We start from the raw sequence: 16,383 nt of genomic DNA, 5'->3' as shown, positions 1-16,383 counted from the left end.
TTTCGCCGGAGTTAAAGTACCTATTTTTCGGGACAGTACCAAATGAGCGATCCACAAAAAAATCATATTAAAATTGATCCAGCAACTCTAGCTTTGATTGCTTCTGCTTTGATACTCTTACCACTACTGTTTGCTGGTTTTTTCGGTCAATAGGATTGAGGGAGAGTAATAAAGAATACAAAAACAATAGACATGATCAGGTTTTCTATTCGCAGGTAGCGCAACAAACTTTAATTTCTGTATCATATTCAATACTTAAGGCCACTCACTTGAGGTTGAAATTTTTTTCTTTTCTACTCCCTTTTTTTGCCTAAGCAATAAGTATTTATTCCATATCTATTTAGTCTTAGTCTTAATGTTTAAATTTTCTCATGCCATCTGAAATTATACTCACCATTACACAAGTAAAATGATCAGGGAAGAAATATATATTTGAATTCCGTAGCACTTGTTTAATCGGCAGGAATTCTGATTGTAATTTGCAATTAGCTAAGGAAATTGATATGAGGATTTCCCGCTATCATTGTTTACTAGACATTAATTCCCCAGATATTCGGGTAAGGGATTTAGGAAGTTTAAATGGTACCATTGTTAATGGTAAGAAAATTGGGCAAAGGCAACGTAATCAAACGGCATAAGAAGCAGTTAAGTTAGAACATCCAGAGTATTTCTTACAAAATGGAGATTAACCTAAATTAGGTGATACCGTTTTTATCATTGGTATGAAATTAGCAGAACCTGAGCAAATTGGAACAGCCAATATTATAAAACAAGAAGATAAAAAACCAAAAATAACCCCCACTTTTTTAAGTATTATCCAACCCTTACTAGACTTGTCATTAAAAGCCAATAAAAATCTCCCACCTATTGCAGGTTATAAATTAATTAAATCTTTCGAAAAAGGTGGATTCGGTGAAGTATTTTTAGCTGAACATAGTCAGTTAAGAAAATATGTAGATATCAAGGAAATGATACCTGCGGTTGTAGGCAAAGAAGAAGGTATAGAAGTGTGTCTGAAGGAAACAGAAAGTACCAAAATTTTTACACATCCTCATATAGGACAGTTGTTAAATTATGGGTTCGCTGAGGAGACCTTCTTTTTTGCCATGGAGTATTGTGAAGGTGATAATATTTGGGATTTCGTCCAAAAGTTAGGATAGCGTGTACCTATTAATAGACCTGTCAGGAAAATTAACTTGGTGTGAAAAAAATGGTAGAAGGGAATTTTGAGGGTGTACCAAAAGGAAAAATCCACTAAATTAACTATATTCAAGAACATCCACATCGTACAAAACAAATACAGGGAATAACTAACCATCAGTTTAGCCCAAGGTGAAATGCAGCATAAAAAACTTCAATGTGACATAGAAAGTAAAAACATAGGTATAAATCAGAAAGGAGGAGGGGGGAAAGGGAAACTAGAGATAAAAGAACAGGTATGTCTATCCTTGTTCTATTGGAGGACAATGCCAACATTTGAGGTTTTAGGTTTGCATTTCGGTATATGGGAAACGGAAGCAAAGGACACATTTCATTACTGGCTAGAGATATTACGAGATGTTTTCCCTGCTAGTCTCCTTGAACAGCTAGAAAAACATGATAGTGATTATGCCATGGCGACTCAGAACAAAAGGCAGGAAACAAAGAGTTTTCCACCAAGGGTATTGTTGTTGAACACGTCATTAGACTTGTAAAAATATTCCGGGTACCTCAACAAAGATTTCCCCTGAATTCCCCAATTTACTCACAAGTAATTCTTAGTAACTATTTGTGGTTTAGTCACATTAGGAATTGGTTCATTAGTTTTGCCCATTTCATAAATGTTATGGATATGAGGTCAGTTATGAATTAGTTATGAACATCTTCATGGATAGGAACTATCCGTACCTATTGCCAACCCTGATTCTTTCCTTGGCTCTTTCCTCATCTTAACACTATGGAAAGCCAGACACAGACTAGTTTGTAAATTTTCGAACGTCTCTAATGTAGCTGTAGACATAGTTCTCCAAATTCTGGATGGTTTAATATATCCTCATCAAATGCAAGTTTCTGATGTTGAATCAGCCAGTGGGAAAGAAGAAAAAATCAAAGCTTTTGTTCATCAAGATTTAAACCCCAACAATATTTTAATTACCTATATCAATCGAAAAACAGTTCTAAAAATAGCAGATTATGGTTTAGCAAAAGCTTTTGATTTAGTAGGTTTAAGGGAGCACTCTTTGACGGGAACTCAGATGGGTACACCTGCATTTGTTCCCCGTCAGTAGGTACGTGTATTTACCAATACGCTACCATGTGTAGATATGTGAGTAACTACTGCTTGTTTATAGTTTATATAATATGTTAATGGGATATTTTCCACGTAATTTTACGGGTGATCCTTGGTTAGCTGTCTTGCAATGCAAAATAGCCCTGTACCTATTCGCCAGCGGAATAATGCTATACCTCAAAAATTAGCCCAAGTGATAGATTTAGCTTTGGTGGAAAAACAGCAAATTACTTTTCAAACAGTGGAGGAATTCAAGCAGGAGTTGCTAAAAAGCATGTCATGAATTTTTTGCTAGTATTTAAGCGCAGTAATTTCACATACAGCAGAAGTCAGTTATCAGTTATTAGGAGTCAGGATACAATGATTGAATAGTCGCACAACTGTGTAGTTACTTAAAACCATACCTATAACATCTAATGACAATTGCTGATTTAATCACCTGGTTTGAAGAATGGGCTAATCCGGCTTGGTGCGAAAGCTGGGATAATTCCGGTTGGCAGATTGAGCCAGGTGTATTGGAGCAAGAGGCACGAGTTTTAGTATGTTTAACTCCGACTTTGTCCGTAATGGCAGAAGCTATCGCACTCAATGCTAATCTAATTTTTGCTCATCATCCCCTAATTTTTCATCCCCTCAAATCTCTTCGCACTGGGGAAGCACTGGCAGAAATGGCGCGGTTAGCTTTTACTCACAATATTGGTATCTACACCGCTCATACAAATTTTGATCAGGTAAATGATGGCACAGCGGATGTTTTGGCCCAAATGTTACACCTGCAAGCAGTATCTCCCATAGTTCCCACCCAATTAGGTTTAGGATATGGGCGAGTAGGAATGCTCAAACCATCTTTAAAATTGCAGGAATTACTAACCACTATTCAAACTCAACTTCGTCCACCAAAGTTGATTTTTTCACCCACTGCTGATTTACAACAAGAAATTTCACGAGTTGCTGTTTTGGGAGGTTCTGGTGCAGGTTTTATTTCCGCAGTTGTGAAAACCAACGCCCAAGCCTATCTCACCGCCGACTGTAAATTTCATCAGTTTCAAGAAAGTAGAGATCAAGGATTGATTCTAATTGATGTGGGACATTACGCCAGTGAACGCCCATCCTGCGATTGCTTGGCGCAAAAATTTCAATCACTTGATTTAGATTGGGTGCAACTGAGTCAAAAAGATGAAGACTTCCGCCAGTTTTTATCTCATTAAAGATACTTAAAAATTTGTGCTCTTAAATACCAATTATTCCTTTTAGTAAGATTTGTTTGGTATGATTAAATACAGTTTCATTTTTACCACTACTGAGTTTCGTAGTATTCTTGGTACTAACTAATTCTACGTGATTATGCCTGATATTATCTTATACAGGATTTGTCTTTTTTTATCTGTGATTGGGATCACGAAATTAACGTCATGACAATCACTAATATTCACTGTTCTACATCAATGTATTTAGGGAGAAAATGCCTCATTCTGAGAATGATAGATCTTTTATTATGCCCTGTTTATGATGATTCGTACACTTATCGCATCTGCCTTCCAAACTGGATATCTTAGTGTTGAATCAGAGGGTTTACTCCATCAAGTCCTGACTACTAGATGCTATCAATCAGATGATTTGAAAGCTCTTGCAGTTCTATATGAAGCAATCCGCATAGGTACAATTAAACGAGAAGCTTCCTCCAAAAGTCTGATGGAATTGCCTGTACTAAACAGTTTTCACTAGGAAATGTAACATCAAACTTAAGATGAAACCTCTATTACTCGAACCTTGGTTTTTATCACTTGCATCAAATAAACTTTTCATGGGGTAGGACGAAAAGCCTCCCCCAGAAATTTTAGCTATTATAAAACCAGTATTTAATTGTAATTTTAAGCAATCATCATCTAACAGGACTTTGGATTGACCCCAAGGATACATCCAGGTTCTTGTAGCATCAAGGAATGATTGCTCAGTTGTTCAGAAAAAATATAAATATTCTTTCTCATACACCCCTACACCCTTACTTGATATTCGTGGTCGTTTTTGAGTAAAATATTACTGTATTACGAGAGAGTACAAATAAAAGTTTAAAACTATTCACGTATTGTTGTGTAAAACTATGAAGGTCAGGGCGAGAATGAGTTAAGATAAAATACATTAAGGGTTAAAAGTATAGCCGAGTCCCCAGACTTCCTAAAAATGCCAATGACTACAAGTAGGCAACTCGAACAACCGCAATTCTCGCTTGTTTTGCAGTACTATTTATTACATGATGGTAATAAGGAATCACCACCACATCTTAACCTGGTTAGGACAACTCCAGAAATGTTCGACTTCTATGAAGTAGACATTCTCTAGCATCGACCCAAAAGAGATTGAGTTCAACTAATGCAGTAACCATTGGTTTATGACCCAAGATTTCTCTATTTCTGACTACTAAAATCGAGTCGTTGTAAGATTGGGTTATTAGACACACTAGTTTACAAAACATGAAATTAACCTCTGGAGGGTGTATCTTAATGGGTTAAGACCCAGATTTTGACAGGTTAAACTACGTTGTTTAAAAAGGCAGAAGCAGTACATGCTACACCGCAAGATTTATCAACTGTGTTGCGACGGGCGGGAGGTATGTGTTTTTTTGCGGGATCAGCAACGCTGGATAGAGCGCGCCCGCATCATTGATATAGAGGGTGATTTAGTGACTCTACGGTATGAAACAGATGAAGAAGATGAAGTTTGTTCCTGGGAAGAGATGGTTCGCCTAGAAAGCATTGGCGCTGTAACGCAAAAATTAGCTTCCGTACCACGGGGTAACATAGAACCTCTCACAACTGAAGATTGTCCTGAAGCGGAGCGTATCCGCAACCGTTTTACTGACTTGAATCCAGAGTAATTAGGGCTTTCTGATAGCCTAGCTTGGCGTAAGCCATAGCGCCAATCACTTTCCCAAATTCGAGACTATTCTTACCTCCTTCTAATTCTCCCTCCTGACTCCTGACTCCTAGCCCTTACGAAAAGATTTTTTCAGCAAACCCTAATTAATGCTAAATTCTGAGGCATAAATTATGATTCAGGATTCCTGATTTGACAGGTTCTCATAGGCAGGGCAGTAACCTTCTAGAGTAACTTTAAAGTTATACAACGGGGCAGCGGGATTCCAACACCGTTGCCCTCTTTGGTATCTGCACGTACCACAACATTCCAAATCAGACCATGTATAAGGATACCGACTGCGGGTTAGGTCTACACTATTTTGATTGAGGAGTTCTCGCTGAGATAAACCCCGTAATATGAGTTCTTCACCCTGCCAACGGGCTTCTATTAAACCAGTATCGGCAAATTGCTGCCAACGTGGGTCAGATGTAATTGCATCTGGCAGAGAAATGGTAATAACTTTTTCTAGCTCCGTTAACTCGCCTTCATAGTTAGTTTCCGGGGCTGAAGGTTGTAAAAATGTTTCGCCAATGGGCAATTCGACTAAAATTCCCGCCGCTGGAGAATGAATATGGTAACGATTTTGTAATTCTTCTAAGCTAGTGAGGTCAGCTAAATAAGCAGGTGAACCATGAACAAAAACAACGTGCTGGGGTCGTAAATTATGAATTAATTGGGTTGTACCTGGCCCATCACTATGTTGAGCTAAAAGATAGCTTTCAAAAGTCGTGGGTGCTAAATATTCTTGATTAACTTTTATATCAATTTTTTCTGGCAGAAGAATTAGCCAAGGGCCTGTGTTAGGTCGGCAATATTTACTTAAATCCGCTGTAGAGTCGGTGAGGACAATACAGGGTGTGCTGCCTAAAGTAGCTAAGTCTTCTGCTTTTAACCGCCGCACACGGGGGCGGACGCGCTCATCCCAAAAGAGGGGTTGATGACGAGCAAAATTTTGGACTGATGCGGGAAGATGGGGTAAAAGTTCTAAATAGGCATCGCAACCGGTAGCAACGGCACCATCAACCCAAATGTCTAAATCCCGGCCTGTAAAATGATGATGAGAACGCAATAACATCAGCAATTCTTGACCTAAGCCCAAGGCTGGTGTGGGTAAAATGACAGAACAATGATCGGCGTTCATCTCTGGCGCACCAGTCGTGATGGCTCGATTAATTCTTTCTGCTAGTTGATTTTCTTGGTTGCGGCGATGGGGATGACGGGATGTGCCATAACTGCCCTCTATTAACAGCACATTTAAATTTAATCCCCGTAATTCTTCCAAACGTAAGCCTTCTACCAGCCGAGAATTAGATAGGAAAAAATCCCCTGTGTAAAGTAATTTGTAATCGCGGTTTTGGGTATGGTAGGTGAGGAGAATGGCCACAGCCCCTGGTAGGTGTCCGGCGGGAAATAATTCTACAATTAGATTTTCTTGAATTTCTACAGGCGATCGCAACGGCAAAGCATGACAAAATGCAGGAATGTCTTCAGGATCTTGTTCTGGCCAATTTAACGGCAATAACTTACTAGTCACCTCACTAGCATAGATAGGTAACATGGGAAAAGCTTGATTTAGCGACAGCAAACCCCTAGCATGATCTGCATGAGCATGACTAATCAATACTAAATCTACTGGTGGTGGTAAATTACCTCTGTGTACCGAAGTAGTTATTCCCCCATACAGAGATGAAATATCTGCTAAACCACAATCTAATAGAATGCGGTGTGGCCCCATCCGCACTAGTAGACATACACCTTCATCTTCATGCTGAACACTATAGGGCAGACATTCTAATTCACCATTCGTTTCCCCACCATCAGAGTGAGAGGATACGGAAAGATCATCCCTCATGCTCTCCTCTCTAACTGTGCTTAATGTGCAGAACCGTTACCATGATAGTTGTCTGAATCATAAAATCCGTTTTTCGTACCAAAAAATAAACAAGTAAAGGTAAAGATAACTGTTAATCCTACTAATATCAGCTTGACATCCATTGGCTTACATTCCTTAACTAAGGACTTTTTTATATTAATAGTGTGATTCTGTATCTGAACCGAATCGCTAGAAAATCTTTACTATGGGCATTGGGCATTGGGTATTGGGCATTAGGCATTGGCCATTGGTTATTATCCCCCAGCACCCTAATTAAGGAGAAATTTCTTCACCTTTCTCCGTGAGGCGCACTTCTTTAATTTTCCATTGGCCATTGCTGGTCAAGGTTTTGCGGAGACTACCAAATAAAGCAAACTGCTCACAACTAGAAAGAGAAGGTATTTGTCGCTTTGAATCAGGAGCAATTCGCAAATCAATTGTAGCAATATCATTATTAACATTGACACGATACCCAGCCAAGCTAAAATCTGCTGTTTCTCGCTCCTGTAAGACTTTACTAACGGCTTCATTTATGGGTTCATCGGCTGATACTAAAAATGCCTTCGCAACATAATCTTGACATTGGGTGTCACTTATGTATAGGGTGACAGTCGTAGTTTTACCAGAGACGGCTTTGTTAGCTGAAGTAGGTGCTTCGTCACTGGGAGATGGTTGGGTTAAAAATGGTTGAGTTTCAACTTGAGAAGTCTGGGGTCTTGGTGAAGCTGTGCTGTTTGGTGTTGGTACTGAAAGTTCCCTACTGGTATAATTACTGGAATTACAACTGCTAATGCTGGTGCAAACCACTAATAAAGTTAGAGATAAAATATATTTTTTTGGTTGCATAGTAATGTTTTAGAGATGAAGATAAAATTGCCCCAATCCTGTTTTGTCAGGAAGCAGTTGGTTTTCTATAAAACATAAAATGCAGTTAATATCAAGGAAAATGTAAAATTTTATAAATATGGAGCAATGAATATAAATGGTACAACCTCGTAAGCAATTTGCTCAACATTGGTTAAAAAGTGAAAAGGCGCTTAACACAATTGTTAAAGCAGCAGAGTGTCAAGAGACTGATAGGGTTTTGGAAATTGGCCCTGGTACGGGAATTTTAACTCGGCGTTTATTACCTTTAGTTCATTCTCTACTTGCTGTAGAAATTGACCCTGATTTGTGTAAATTGCTGGTAAAACAACTGGGCGAGAGGGAAAATTTTTTGCTTTTGCAAGGGGATTTTCTCACTCTTAATGTCCCTTCCCAACTGACAGCTTTTTCTAAGTTCCAAAAGCAAAATAAGGTTGTTGCGAATATTCCCTACAATATTACGGGTCCAATTATTGAGAAGCTACTGGGTACAATTGCAAGTCCTAACCCAGAACCTTATGATTCCATCGTGCTCCTGGTACAGAAAGAAGTAGCAGAAAGATTATATGCTAAACCAGGGTCAAGAAGTTTCGGGGCCTTGTCGCTGCGGGTGCAGTATTTAGCAGATTGTGAGTTAATTTGTTCTGTTCCGGCTGGTGCATTTTACCCACCACCAAAAGTTGATTCAGCAGTGGTGCGGTTGCTACCCCGACAGATAGAAATTCCAGTGAATGACCCCAAAAAGTTAGAAAATTTGGTTAAATTGGGGTTTGGATCGAAGCGGAAAATGTTAAGAAATAATTTGCAATCGGTGGTTGATCGTGATCGCTTGACTCAATTACTGGAACAATTAGAAATTAATCCCCAAGTACGCGCCGAAGACCTCAGCGTTTCACAATGGGTAACACTGGTAAATTTGGGGACTGGGGACTGGCGACTGGGGACTGGGTAATAAATTCTTACCAATTACCAATTACCAATTACCAATTACCACTGTTATGCGTTCTTATAGCTTAATTGCACCTGCCAAAATCAACTTATATTTAGAGATCATTGGCAATCGCCCTGATGGATATCATGAGTTAGCAATGATACTCCAGAGCATCGACATTGCAGACCAAATTAATTTACAGGCTGCGAGTACTGAAGAGATTCACGTCTACTGTAACCATCCCCAAGTACCGGCAGACCAAAGTAATCTAGCATACCGGGCTGCCGAATTGATGGCAAGACAATTTCCTGATGTTTTTAGTAATTTTGGCGGTATTGATATTACAGTCACAAAACGCATTCCTGTAGCTGCGGGTTTGGCTGGAGGTTCGACCAATGCAGCCGCAGTATTAGTGGGGATAGATTTACTTTGGGACTTGGGATTAACTAAATCAGAATTAGAAGAATTAGGCGCAACTCTTGGCTCAGATGTGTCATTTTGTATTTCTGGAGGAACAGCAATTGCTACAGGTAGAGGTGAACTACTTTCTCCTTTACCAAGTTTAAATCAAATCCATTTAGTATTAGCCAAATATCTCAGTCTAGAAGTATCCACACCTTGGGCATATAAAACCTATCGGCAAGAATTTGGTAATTCTTATGTTAAGAATACTGAAGATTTAGTTGCTCGTGCGAATGCTGTACATTCGGGAGAAATGGTCAAAGCTATTTTAGATAAAGATGCAGCAAAAATCTCTCAAAAACTGCATAATGATTTAGAAAAAGTGGTCTTACCAGCTTATCCTCAAGTCTTGCAACTGCGAGAATTATTTGCTACTCAAGAAGGGGTTTTAGGCACAATGATGTCTGGTTCTGGTCCTTCAGTATTTGCCATTGTTGAATCAAAAGCACAAGCGGAAATAGTCAAACAGCAAATACGGACAGCAATCCCTGACGAAGATTTAGAATTGTTTGTAACTCAGACAATTGCCAATGGCATTCAAATATTACAGGGGACAGGGAATAGGTAACTGGTGACAGGTGACAGGGAATAGGCAGAAGTTTTTGGTTTTTGGATTGTATTTGTTTATGTCTAATTTAAAATCTCAAATCTCATCTCCCTCATCGTCCTCATTTCCCTCATTGTCCTCATTTCGCTCATCGTCGTCATCTCCCCCATCTCCCTATTATGAATGAACCACATATCACACCATCAACGGATACTTATAAGCAAGTAGCAGCAAATCCATTACGCTGTATAACAGGGTCGATAATTTCGGGAGGACTATCATTTGCAATCTATTCTCTCATGATAACGATCGCCACCAATTTTGCTAACAAACCCATCCATTCCCAAAACCCAATAGTATGGAAAATTAGTTCAGCAGTTCGGACCCTAATTGTAGGTGTAGTAGGATTAGGAACAGGAATATTTGCTCTAGTAGCTCTGGGTTTGTTAGCCTTGGGAATACAATTATGGTTCCAGCAGTTAACAAAAACTAAAAATAGTTAACTTAGAGGATATTTCAAAAGTCTAAAATGTCATACTGTAGCTTGCTTTACACAGGGTATGTAGCGAGAGCGAAATGTTCGCGGAGCGTGCCGTAGGCTTTAGTATCTCATAAATTGACGAAAGATCGAGATCCTTACCTCCACTACGTTCCGGTCAAAATGACAAGTTATACGTACCCTCTAGTTTTAAAACATCCTCTTAACTAGTTAAAGGAATAGGATTTACTAATTGAGCGCGATTTTTAATTAATTGCAGCTTAGTAGTTTGAGCAACATGACATGATTGATGTTCTTTTCTCCAAATAGTGGGAGATAAACCATGATGTTGACGAAACTGACGAGAGAAATGACAAGCATTTTGATAGCCTAGTTTCATAGCAATTTCTTCAACTGTCTGATTGGTGCTTTTCAGTAATGTCCGCGCTGCTGCCATGCGGCGCTTAACAATCCAAACATTCACACTTTCTCCCGTTTGTTTCGCTACTTGAGTCGTTAAATAAGGAGAAGAATAACCAACAGCTTCCGCCACATCAGACAAAGTAATTCCTTGATGGTAATGACGCTCAATATAGTCGAAAACTTGTTGAAGGTGGGGAAGATTAGGAAAAATTGATTCTGAATTTTCTGATTTAGCAGCTAGTTCTGATAATGATTGAGAATTATTCGCATACCATCTTTGAAAGATAGCTTGTTTTTCTAGTCGGATAGTAATCGCCTTTAGCAACTCATCTACAGTACAAGGTTTACTCAAATAATCATCTGCTCCCAACTCCATAGCTTTTCTCATAGATGTCTTAGTGTTACTAGCTGTGAGAAAAATAAAAGGAATAATTGCAGTGAGAGGATCTTGACGCAACTTAGTTAAAACACTGTAACCATCTATATCTGGCATCATTAAATCACAAATTACCAAATCAGGTAAATGCTCTTGTGCTTTCTGGATACCAACTAAACCTTTTTCTGATCCTATAGTAACAAAACCTTCAGCCTCAAGACCGTCTATGAAGAGATGGCGAGTGGTAGCATCATCTTCAATTACAAGAATTTTTTCTGACGATTCGCGCATCATTTTGTAACCAATAAAAGTTTTATCAGGGAATGATTAACAAAATTTGTGTTCAAGATTAAGAACTTTCAGGATACAAATAGGGAACGGATGGAAGTACCACAGTAAATGTAGTACCTACACCAACTTTACTTACTACTCTCATTTGACCTCCATGTAAATTAACCAGGGTTTTAACAATAGATAAACCCAGTCCATGACCAGGAACTTTATCAATATTGCTACCACGATAAAAAGGCTCAAAAAGTCTATTCTGATCTTCTTCTGGAATAGCAATACCCTGATCTTTAACGTGAAAGATTACTTCCCCTTCATGACAATCAACTCTTAATTCTACTACACTCCCAATGGGAGAATATTTAATAGCATTTTCTAGTAAATTATTCACAATCGGTTCTACCAATCTTTTATCGATCCATACTTTTTCACAGTTCCCTCGACTGTCAAAATTAATATGATATTCACTATTAATTATCAACATTTTGGAGATTAAATCTTGGCAGAATTCAACTAAATCAATTACTTCTGGTTGAAAACTAAATTGTACTGATTCAGCCTTAGCTAAGAATAAAATATCATCTAAGATCTGGTTGATTTGTTCGACCCCTATTTGAATATGTTTAATAAACGGGAGAATCTTTTCCTCGTCCCATTTATCTATATGTCGTTTGAGCAAGCTATTAGAAAAAGAAATAACATTTAGTGGTGTACGAAATTGGTGACAAACTATAGCTACAAGATGCGCTCTCAGTTCGCTGAGTAGTTTTGTTTTTTCTAACGTCTGACACAATTCAGATTCTACATATTTGTAATTGGTAATATCAATAGCCGTCAATATTTCAACTTCTTGACCATGAAAATCTATCACCCCATTTAAGCGAGCCATCACACCAACTAACCATCGTTCTTTACCATCTTTAGTCAGAATTTTTATCTCCTGATATTCAGAGTTATTTGCTGGAGAATTGTGTGATTTTTTACTCTTGATTACTTGGTTCAAATCAAAACCTGTTAATAATTCTGTTTTCGTGTACCCAGTCAGTAACTCCGCAGCAGGATTTACATAGGAAATCTGTGTACCTTGAATCAAAAAAATACTAGCATTAATAGATTCTAGCAAAAAGCGAAATCTAGATTCTCTCAGATGGAGTAATGTATCAATATGTTGAGGTTGAATAACAGTCAATTCTTGTTGTAAATTCTTTTTGATTTCTCTGCCGTCATCAGTCCATTCTTGAATGCTCAAGTCTATTAATCCATCACCTTTGTCCTGAATAAACGCACAACCAAACTCGATATCTTGGTATTTTATATACCTCAGATTGACTTCTGCTAAAAATACTCTTCCTCCCTTTGTGCGATAGCGGGACTTAAAAGAATCGTGTTCGAGGTGTTTCAGATTTTGCCATAGCTGTAACCAGTTATGTAATGAAAGATCTACATCTAATTCATGTACTTTCATGGAAAGTAATTCTTCACGGGAATATTCTGTTAGGCAGCAGGTGGCTTTATTGACATAAAGAAGTTGGGCATTTTCTCCTAAACAAAATGCAGCATCTCTAACTAGATTGATGAGAAAATCAGCAAATTTTAACTCTACTCCTGGCTGGTAAGTCAATTTAAAATTTGATGGTTCCAACGCGGAATCGCCAGAATTCATATCCCTATGTACTCCTTATAATTAGTTTTTCTTGTAGCCAGTATTTAGTTGATAATTACCTCTTGAATCAAGATTATACAATTAATTTAAAAGGAAAATTGAATAATTATGATTTTAGCAATAAAAAAATCATAACTTCAATTTTTTGCATATAAGAATGCAACTTTTTTTGTTTCAAGTGATTTTTCGGTTAAAAAATCGATATGAAAATTTCGACTCTGTAAAATCACAGATAATACTTAGGTCAATATCTGCCGATTATTAACCTGATGCTGCAGATATAGGTTCAGGAAAATATTCCCAAACATAATCAACTCTTTGTTAACTTTAGATCAGTTTTTACACTGAAACTGTCCTATATAAGAAGGATAAATTTTCCTGATTTTATTGAATTGTTTGAGTTTAGTATTCAAGGCATTCAACTATATATAAAGATGGTCAGTCATCCTTCTTAGGAAATATGTTTTTATTAACCAATATCCAGAATATAACTACATATCTGACTATAGATAGATAAATTCTTAAGAAGGTATGTGTTGAGAAACACAAATAAATTACTTGAAAGTCTTTGGGTTTGTTATCTATGGTATTCCTCAGTTATTCATGAAGTATTGTAACTTCCAGGAAGCATAGATTAATTCTGAATTTCTGTATTGTCTACATGAAAAAATTCTCTTGCCACCAGAGTGAAATCTCAGAGTATATCCCCCCAATTAAGTGGGATTTCAGGGAGCTAGGGGGCAAAAGACATTCAAGAGAAGATAGTGAAAAATCCAGCCTCTCAGAGATAAGGATAATCAAAAAAAATCAACACCGAAAAAATAGACAAGTCGATCGAAAAATAGTTCATGTATCCAGAGTTGAACTTTGAGTAGGCTTAAAAAAGAAGCTGCTTCTGCAACACGGTTAATCTGTGGGGGCGGATTTAGTTAAATGTCTATCAGGTGAATAAAAATGTTGTATGGCCTGGTTAAATCAGCCCCTACTTTTAATAAAAAAACATCTATATTGGATGATTCTTAAATCTGTCTTTGTCTCATCTGGTAATTTTATCGGTTTTGTTTACCATTACTTAGTCTGTATTGAGAATTTTGCAAGCTGCTGAAAATGCTTATTAGCTATTTACCGTAACAATTTTAGGTTTTAGGTTTTGGATTGAGGTGTTTCGGTATTGCTTTTCCAAAAGTAAGCTACATCCTAAGAGTTGGTACAGTTAATCGTAAGAATTCAGAAGTCAGGAGTCAGGAGTCAGAATGTTTGAGAAATAGGTTAATTATCAAATAGGTATTTTTGGCGTTAGTCTGAAAAAGCTGACTACTGATGGCTGTTCACGTAGCGTGCCGTTAGGCATTAGCTGAATGCTTACAGTTAATCTAAAATCCAAAATTGTTTGACTAGTACAGTACGGCGTAAATAAACCAACCATTCCAAATCTCTGACAAGTTCACGCTGTATACATTTTGAATTTTGTTGGCGCAGCCTGCTGGAAGCACTATTTTGTTAGCTTTGCTCTTCTGAAAGAAGCATTTTTAATTCACGGCGGTACTAGTTCTTTAGTTACACATAGGAGTGCATACTATGAGCCAAAATATTGCTGATGATAATAGACAAGTCACTAAAAAGATTAACACCGAACAAATAGAACAAATAGTCAAAGCAATTATAGCTGGTAAGTATTCCTGGGCTTGTGTTTTACTTTTGCGTTTTTCTGGACATAACCCAATTGACTATATACCCTACCGTACTTATATCAGATTACTCAAAAATAATTGCCTTTTGGGTGGTTCTCAGCAAAATCAAACTTCTAAAAAAGAGGTAGAAATGTTGGATATTAAGTCACATTGGATTCATTTCTGATATAGCAGTTGCTAGGTATGTGAGAACATACAGTAATTATAAAACATGGCTAACGTTATGCTGCGTTATCAAACACCAAAAGACTTTCAGGCTTGTGAAGATTTCGGGTGCATCCCAAATGTGTAAGTTTACAGGGATACGCTTCATCCCGTTATGCAATGCCTTCGGCACGCTGCACGTTCACGCGTAGTGTTGGCCATACCTGAAGGAATACAGAATGACAATTTGCGATGTTTTTGCAAAGTTGGGATACTCCTGAAGAGTTCTCTATTCCCTTCTATATCAGTTCAAAAAAGGTTGGTGTACCCCACTCTCCCTATTTGTCATCCTTTTATTGGGAGGGGTGCTACAGCAGCAGTCAGGAGTCAGGAGTAAAACTCTCTTGCTGTGTAGGTTTCAATTTAGATTCTGTACCTCATTAATCTGCAATCTGCTGTATCTATCTGTGCATTTCTTTCCTTTTCAATCAGTATTAATTTTTAGTCGTTAATCCCTTCTCATCATGATTTACCCTGGTACTATTTATAATAGTCGGCTGCAACCCATACTCAGAGAGATTGTATGGCAAAAAAAGCTGGAAGTGGCACAAATGCAGCAGGAAATGTCTTTTGCGTCTTTACAACGTCAATTAACTGCTGCTCCCACTGTACGAGATTTCTTTAGTGCTTTGCAGCAGAGTCTTCACAAACCTGGCTTGATTACAGAGGTGAAAAGATCGGTACCTGATCAAGATATAATTAGTCTAGATTTTGATCCATTAGCGATGGCTAAGTCTTATGAACGTGGTGGAGCAACTTGTATATCTGTTGTTACTGACCAAAAGTTTTTTCAGGGGGGTTTTGACCATTTGCGTACTATCCGGCATCGGATAGCTTTACCTCTGTTATGCAAGGATTTTATTCTTGATCCTTGCCAAATTTATTTAGCAAGATCAGCAGGTGCAGATGCGGTATTATTAATCGCTGCTATTCTTACAGATCAGGAAATCAATAATTTTTTGCGGGTGATTCATTACTTGGGAATGAATGCTATTTTGGAAGTCCATAACTTGACTGAATTAGATCGTTTACTCAAGTTAGAAGATGTTCGCATTATCTCAATTAATAACCGCAGTTTAGAAGATTTTAGTGTGAATCTTAGCACAACTCAGCAATTAATGGCAGCTAGGCGATCGCATCTGCAAAATTTAGGGATTTTGGTTGTTAGTGAGTCAGGAATTGAGACATCTGATCATTTATCTCTCATGGCTGATGCTGGTGTGAATGCAGTTTTAATGGGAGATTCTTTACTGCAACAAGAAAACTTAGAGGAAGCTGTGCGTAGTCTGATTAAACCCAATGTCCCTGTTTACAAAGACCTGGTGAAAAAAGCAGTTTAAACAGTTATCAGTTATCAGTACACTGTAATATCGGAATCCGACTTGATTACTGATAGCT

At 37.9% G+C, this 16,383-nt stretch carries 19 protein-coding genes; 14 read left to right on the top strand and 5 right to left on the bottom strand.

Translation table 11 applies throughout. The annotated features are described in order from the left end of the window. The first annotated feature begins 428 nt into the window (after positions 1-428). The 9 genes from AAZO_RS31255 to AAZO_RS18135 all read left to right on the top strand — a co-directional run bounded on the left by AAZO_RS31255 (position 429) and on the right by AAZO_RS18135 (position 5,144). Positions 429-638 (top strand): FHA domain-containing protein, encoded by a 210-nt coding sequence (locus tag AAZO_RS31255; protein ID WP_081462825.1) that lies wholly within the window; start codon positions 429-431, stop codon positions 636-638. Between the two features lie 84 nt (positions 639-722). Beyond that, positions 723-1,160, top strand: a complete 438-nt coding sequence (locus AAZO_RS27215; protein WP_049790804.1) for a protein kinase family protein — start codon at positions 723-725, stop codon at positions 1,158-1,160. Between the two features lie 306 nt (positions 1,161-1,466). Beyond that, positions 1,467-1,694, top strand: coding sequence for a transposase family protein (locus tag AAZO_RS41610; RefSeq protein WP_266885998.1), 228 nt, complete (start codon positions 1,467-1,469; stop codon positions 1,692-1,694). Between the two features lie 195 nt (positions 1,695-1,889). Beyond that, complete coding sequence (locus AAZO_RS31245; RefSeq protein WP_081462824.1) at positions 1,890-2,267, top strand: protein kinase domain-containing protein; 378 nt, start codon at positions 1,890-1,892, stop codon at positions 2,265-2,267. A gap of 114 nt (positions 2,268-2,381) precedes the next feature. Then, complete coding sequence (locus AAZO_RS35615; protein ID WP_187289518.1) at positions 2,382-2,552, top strand: hypothetical protein; 171 nt, start codon at positions 2,382-2,384, stop codon at positions 2,550-2,552. 133 nt (positions 2,553-2,685) lie between these two features. Then, positions 2,686-3,477 (top strand): Nif3-like dinuclear metal center hexameric protein, encoded by a 792-nt coding sequence (locus AAZO_RS18150; protein WP_013192359.1) that lies wholly within the window; start codon positions 2,686-2,688, stop codon positions 3,475-3,477. A gap of 301 nt (positions 3,478-3,778) precedes the next feature. Then, a complete protein-coding gene (locus AAZO_RS18145) occupies positions 3,779-3,994 on the top strand; it encodes a hypothetical protein (RefSeq protein WP_041643405.1) in 216 nt (71 codons plus the stop codon). A gap of 462 nt (positions 3,995-4,456) precedes the next feature. Further along, on the top strand, positions 4,457-4,609 hold the full coding sequence (locus tag AAZO_RS35610) for a hypothetical protein (RefSeq protein ID WP_187289677.1): 153 nt from the start codon (positions 4,457-4,459) through the stop codon (positions 4,607-4,609). Between the two features lie 223 nt (positions 4,610-4,832). After that, entirely contained in the window at positions 4,833-5,144 is a 312-nt protein-coding gene (locus AAZO_RS18135) for a DUF6679 family protein (RefSeq protein WP_013192355.1), read from the top strand. 177 nt (positions 5,145-5,321) lie between these two features. Here AAZO_RS18135 and AAZO_RS18130 read toward each other — a convergent pair whose 3' ends face one another. The 3 genes from AAZO_RS18130 to AAZO_RS18120 form a co-directional block, all read right to left on the bottom strand. After that, positions 5,322-7,037: an MBL fold metallo-hydrolase gene (locus tag AAZO_RS18130; RefSeq protein WP_013192354.1), complete on the bottom strand. Its 1,716-nt coding sequence runs from the start codon at positions 7,035-7,037 to the stop codon at positions 5,322-5,324. Between the two features lie 20 nt (positions 7,038-7,057). Then, positions 7,058-7,180: a hypothetical protein gene (locus AAZO_RS41605; RefSeq protein ID WP_013192353.1), complete on the bottom strand. Its 123-nt coding sequence runs from the start codon at positions 7,178-7,180 to the stop codon at positions 7,058-7,060. Positions 7,181-7,331: 151 nt separating this feature from the next. After that, a complete protein-coding gene (locus tag AAZO_RS18120) occupies positions 7,332-7,904 on the bottom strand; it encodes a GerMN domain-containing protein (RefSeq protein WP_013192352.1) in 573 nt (190 codons plus the stop codon). 136 nt (positions 7,905-8,040) lie between these two features. On the opposite strand from AAZO_RS18120, the gene rsmA reads away from it, so the two are divergent. The 3 genes from rsmA to AAZO_RS18105 all read left to right on the top strand — a co-directional run bounded on the left by rsmA (position 8,041) and on the right by AAZO_RS18105 (position 10,365). Further along, positions 8,041-8,874, top strand: coding sequence for a 16S rRNA (adenine(1518)-N(6)/adenine(1519)-N(6))-dimethyltransferase RsmA (gene rsmA, locus AAZO_RS18115; RefSeq protein ID WP_013192351.1), 834 nt, complete (start codon positions 8,041-8,043; stop codon positions 8,872-8,874). Between the two features lie 46 nt (positions 8,875-8,920). Next, positions 8,921-9,883 (top strand): 4-(cytidine 5'-diphospho)-2-C-methyl-D-erythritol kinase, encoded by a 963-nt coding sequence (ispE, locus tag AAZO_RS18110; protein ID WP_013192350.1) that lies wholly within the window; start codon positions 8,921-8,923, stop codon positions 9,881-9,883. A 158-nt stretch (positions 9,884-10,041) separates the two neighbouring features. After that, the gene (locus AAZO_RS18105) at positions 10,042-10,365 is read left to right on the top strand and encodes a DUF3082 domain-containing protein (RefSeq protein WP_013192349.1); all 324 of its coding nucleotides are present in this window, start codon (positions 10,042-10,044) and stop codon (positions 10,363-10,365) included. A 198-nt stretch (positions 10,366-10,563) separates the two neighbouring features. On the opposite strand, the gene AAZO_RS18100 is transcribed toward AAZO_RS18105, so the two are convergent. Together AAZO_RS18100 and AAZO_RS18095 are read right to left on the bottom strand one after the other, a co-directional pair. Then, positions 10,564-11,433, bottom strand: coding sequence for a response regulator transcription factor (locus AAZO_RS18100; protein WP_013192348.1), 870 nt, complete (start codon positions 11,431-11,433; stop codon positions 10,564-10,566). A gap of 55 nt (positions 11,434-11,488) precedes the next feature. Then, the gene (locus tag AAZO_RS18095) at positions 11,489-13,090 is read right to left on the bottom strand and encodes a sensor histidine kinase (protein WP_013192347.1); all 1,602 of its coding nucleotides are present in this window, start codon (positions 13,088-13,090) and stop codon (positions 11,489-11,491) included. 1,578 nt (positions 13,091-14,668) lie between these two features. Between AAZO_RS18095 and AAZO_RS18085 the strand changes: the two genes are divergently transcribed. Together AAZO_RS18085 and trpC are read left to right on the top strand one after the other, a co-directional pair. Then, a complete protein-coding gene (locus AAZO_RS18085) occupies positions 14,669-14,947 on the top strand; it encodes a HetP family heterocyst commitment protein (protein WP_013192346.1) in 279 nt (92 codons plus the stop codon). Positions 14,948-15,449: 502 nt separating this feature from the next. Then, positions 15,450-16,325, top strand: coding sequence for an indole-3-glycerol phosphate synthase TrpC (gene trpC, locus AAZO_RS18080; RefSeq protein ID WP_013192345.1), 876 nt, complete (start codon positions 15,450-15,452; stop codon positions 16,323-16,325). Positions 16,326-16,383 lie beyond the last annotated feature (58 nt).

Origin of the sequence: 'Nostoc azollae' 0708 (genome assembly GCF_000196515.1) — a bacterium.
GTDB classification, from domain to species: Bacteria; Cyanobacteriota; Cyanobacteriia; order Cyanobacteriales; family Nostocaceae; genus Trichormus_B; species Trichormus_B azollae.
Note: the sequence above shows the minus strand (reverse complement) of the source record. Positions and strands in the feature narration are given on the sequence as shown.

What these genes read in the sequence shown, in the direction of transcription:
- AAZO_RS27215 (WP_049790804.1), top strand. Translation starts at nt 723, where the DNA reads ATGAAATTAGCAGAACCTGAGCAAATTGGAACAGCCAATATTATAAAA.
- AAZO_RS41610 (WP_266885998.1), top strand. Translation starts at nt 1,467, where the DNA reads ATGCCAACATTTGAGGTTTTAGGTTTGCATTTCGGTATATGGGAAACG.
- AAZO_RS18150 (WP_013192359.1), top strand. Translation starts at nt 2,686, where the DNA reads ATGACAATTGCTGATTTAATCACCTGGTTTGAAGAATGGGCTAATCCG.
- AAZO_RS18145 (WP_041643405.1), top strand. Translation starts at nt 3,779, where the DNA reads ATGATTCGTACACTTATCGCATCTGCCTTCCAAACTGGATATCTTAGT.
- AAZO_RS35610 (WP_187289677.1), top strand. Translation starts at nt 4,457, where the DNA reads ATGACTACAAGTAGGCAACTCGAACAACCGCAATTCTCGCTTGTTTTG.
- AAZO_RS18135 (WP_013192355.1), top strand. Translation starts at nt 4,833, where the DNA reads ATGCTACACCGCAAGATTTATCAACTGTGTTGCGACGGGCGGGAGGTA.
- AAZO_RS18130 (WP_013192354.1), bottom strand. Translation starts at nt 7,037, where the DNA reads ATGAGGGATGATCTTTCCGTATCCTCTCACTCTGATGGTGGGGAAACG.
- AAZO_RS41605 (WP_013192353.1), bottom strand. Translation starts at nt 7,180, where the DNA reads ATGGATGTCAAGCTGATATTAGTAGGATTAACAGTTATCTTTACCTTT.
- AAZO_RS18120 (WP_013192352.1), bottom strand. Translation starts at nt 7,904, where the DNA reads ATGCAACCAAAAAAATATATTTTATCTCTAACTTTATTAGTGGTTTGC.
- rsmA (WP_013192351.1), top strand. Translation starts at nt 8,041, where the DNA reads ATGGTACAACCTCGTAAGCAATTTGCTCAACATTGGTTAAAAAGTGAA.
- ispE (WP_013192350.1), top strand. Translation starts at nt 8,921, where the DNA reads ATGCGTTCTTATAGCTTAATTGCACCTGCCAAAATCAACTTATATTTA.
- AAZO_RS18105 (WP_013192349.1), top strand. Translation starts at nt 10,042, where the DNA reads ATGAATGAACCACATATCACACCATCAACGGATACTTATAAGCAAGTA.
- AAZO_RS18100 (WP_013192348.1), bottom strand. Translation starts at nt 11,433, where the DNA reads ATGATGCGCGAATCGTCAGAAAAAATTCTTGTAATTGAAGATGATGCT.
- AAZO_RS18095 (WP_013192347.1), bottom strand. Translation starts at nt 13,090, where the DNA reads ATGAATTCTGGCGATTCCGCGTTGGAACCATCAAATTTTAAATTGACT.
- AAZO_RS18085 (WP_013192346.1), top strand. Translation starts at nt 14,669, where the DNA reads ATGAGCCAAAATATTGCTGATGATAATAGACAAGTCACTAAAAAGATT.
- trpC (WP_013192345.1), top strand. Translation starts at nt 15,450, where the DNA reads ATGATTTACCCTGGTACTATTTATAATAGTCGGCTGCAACCCATACTC.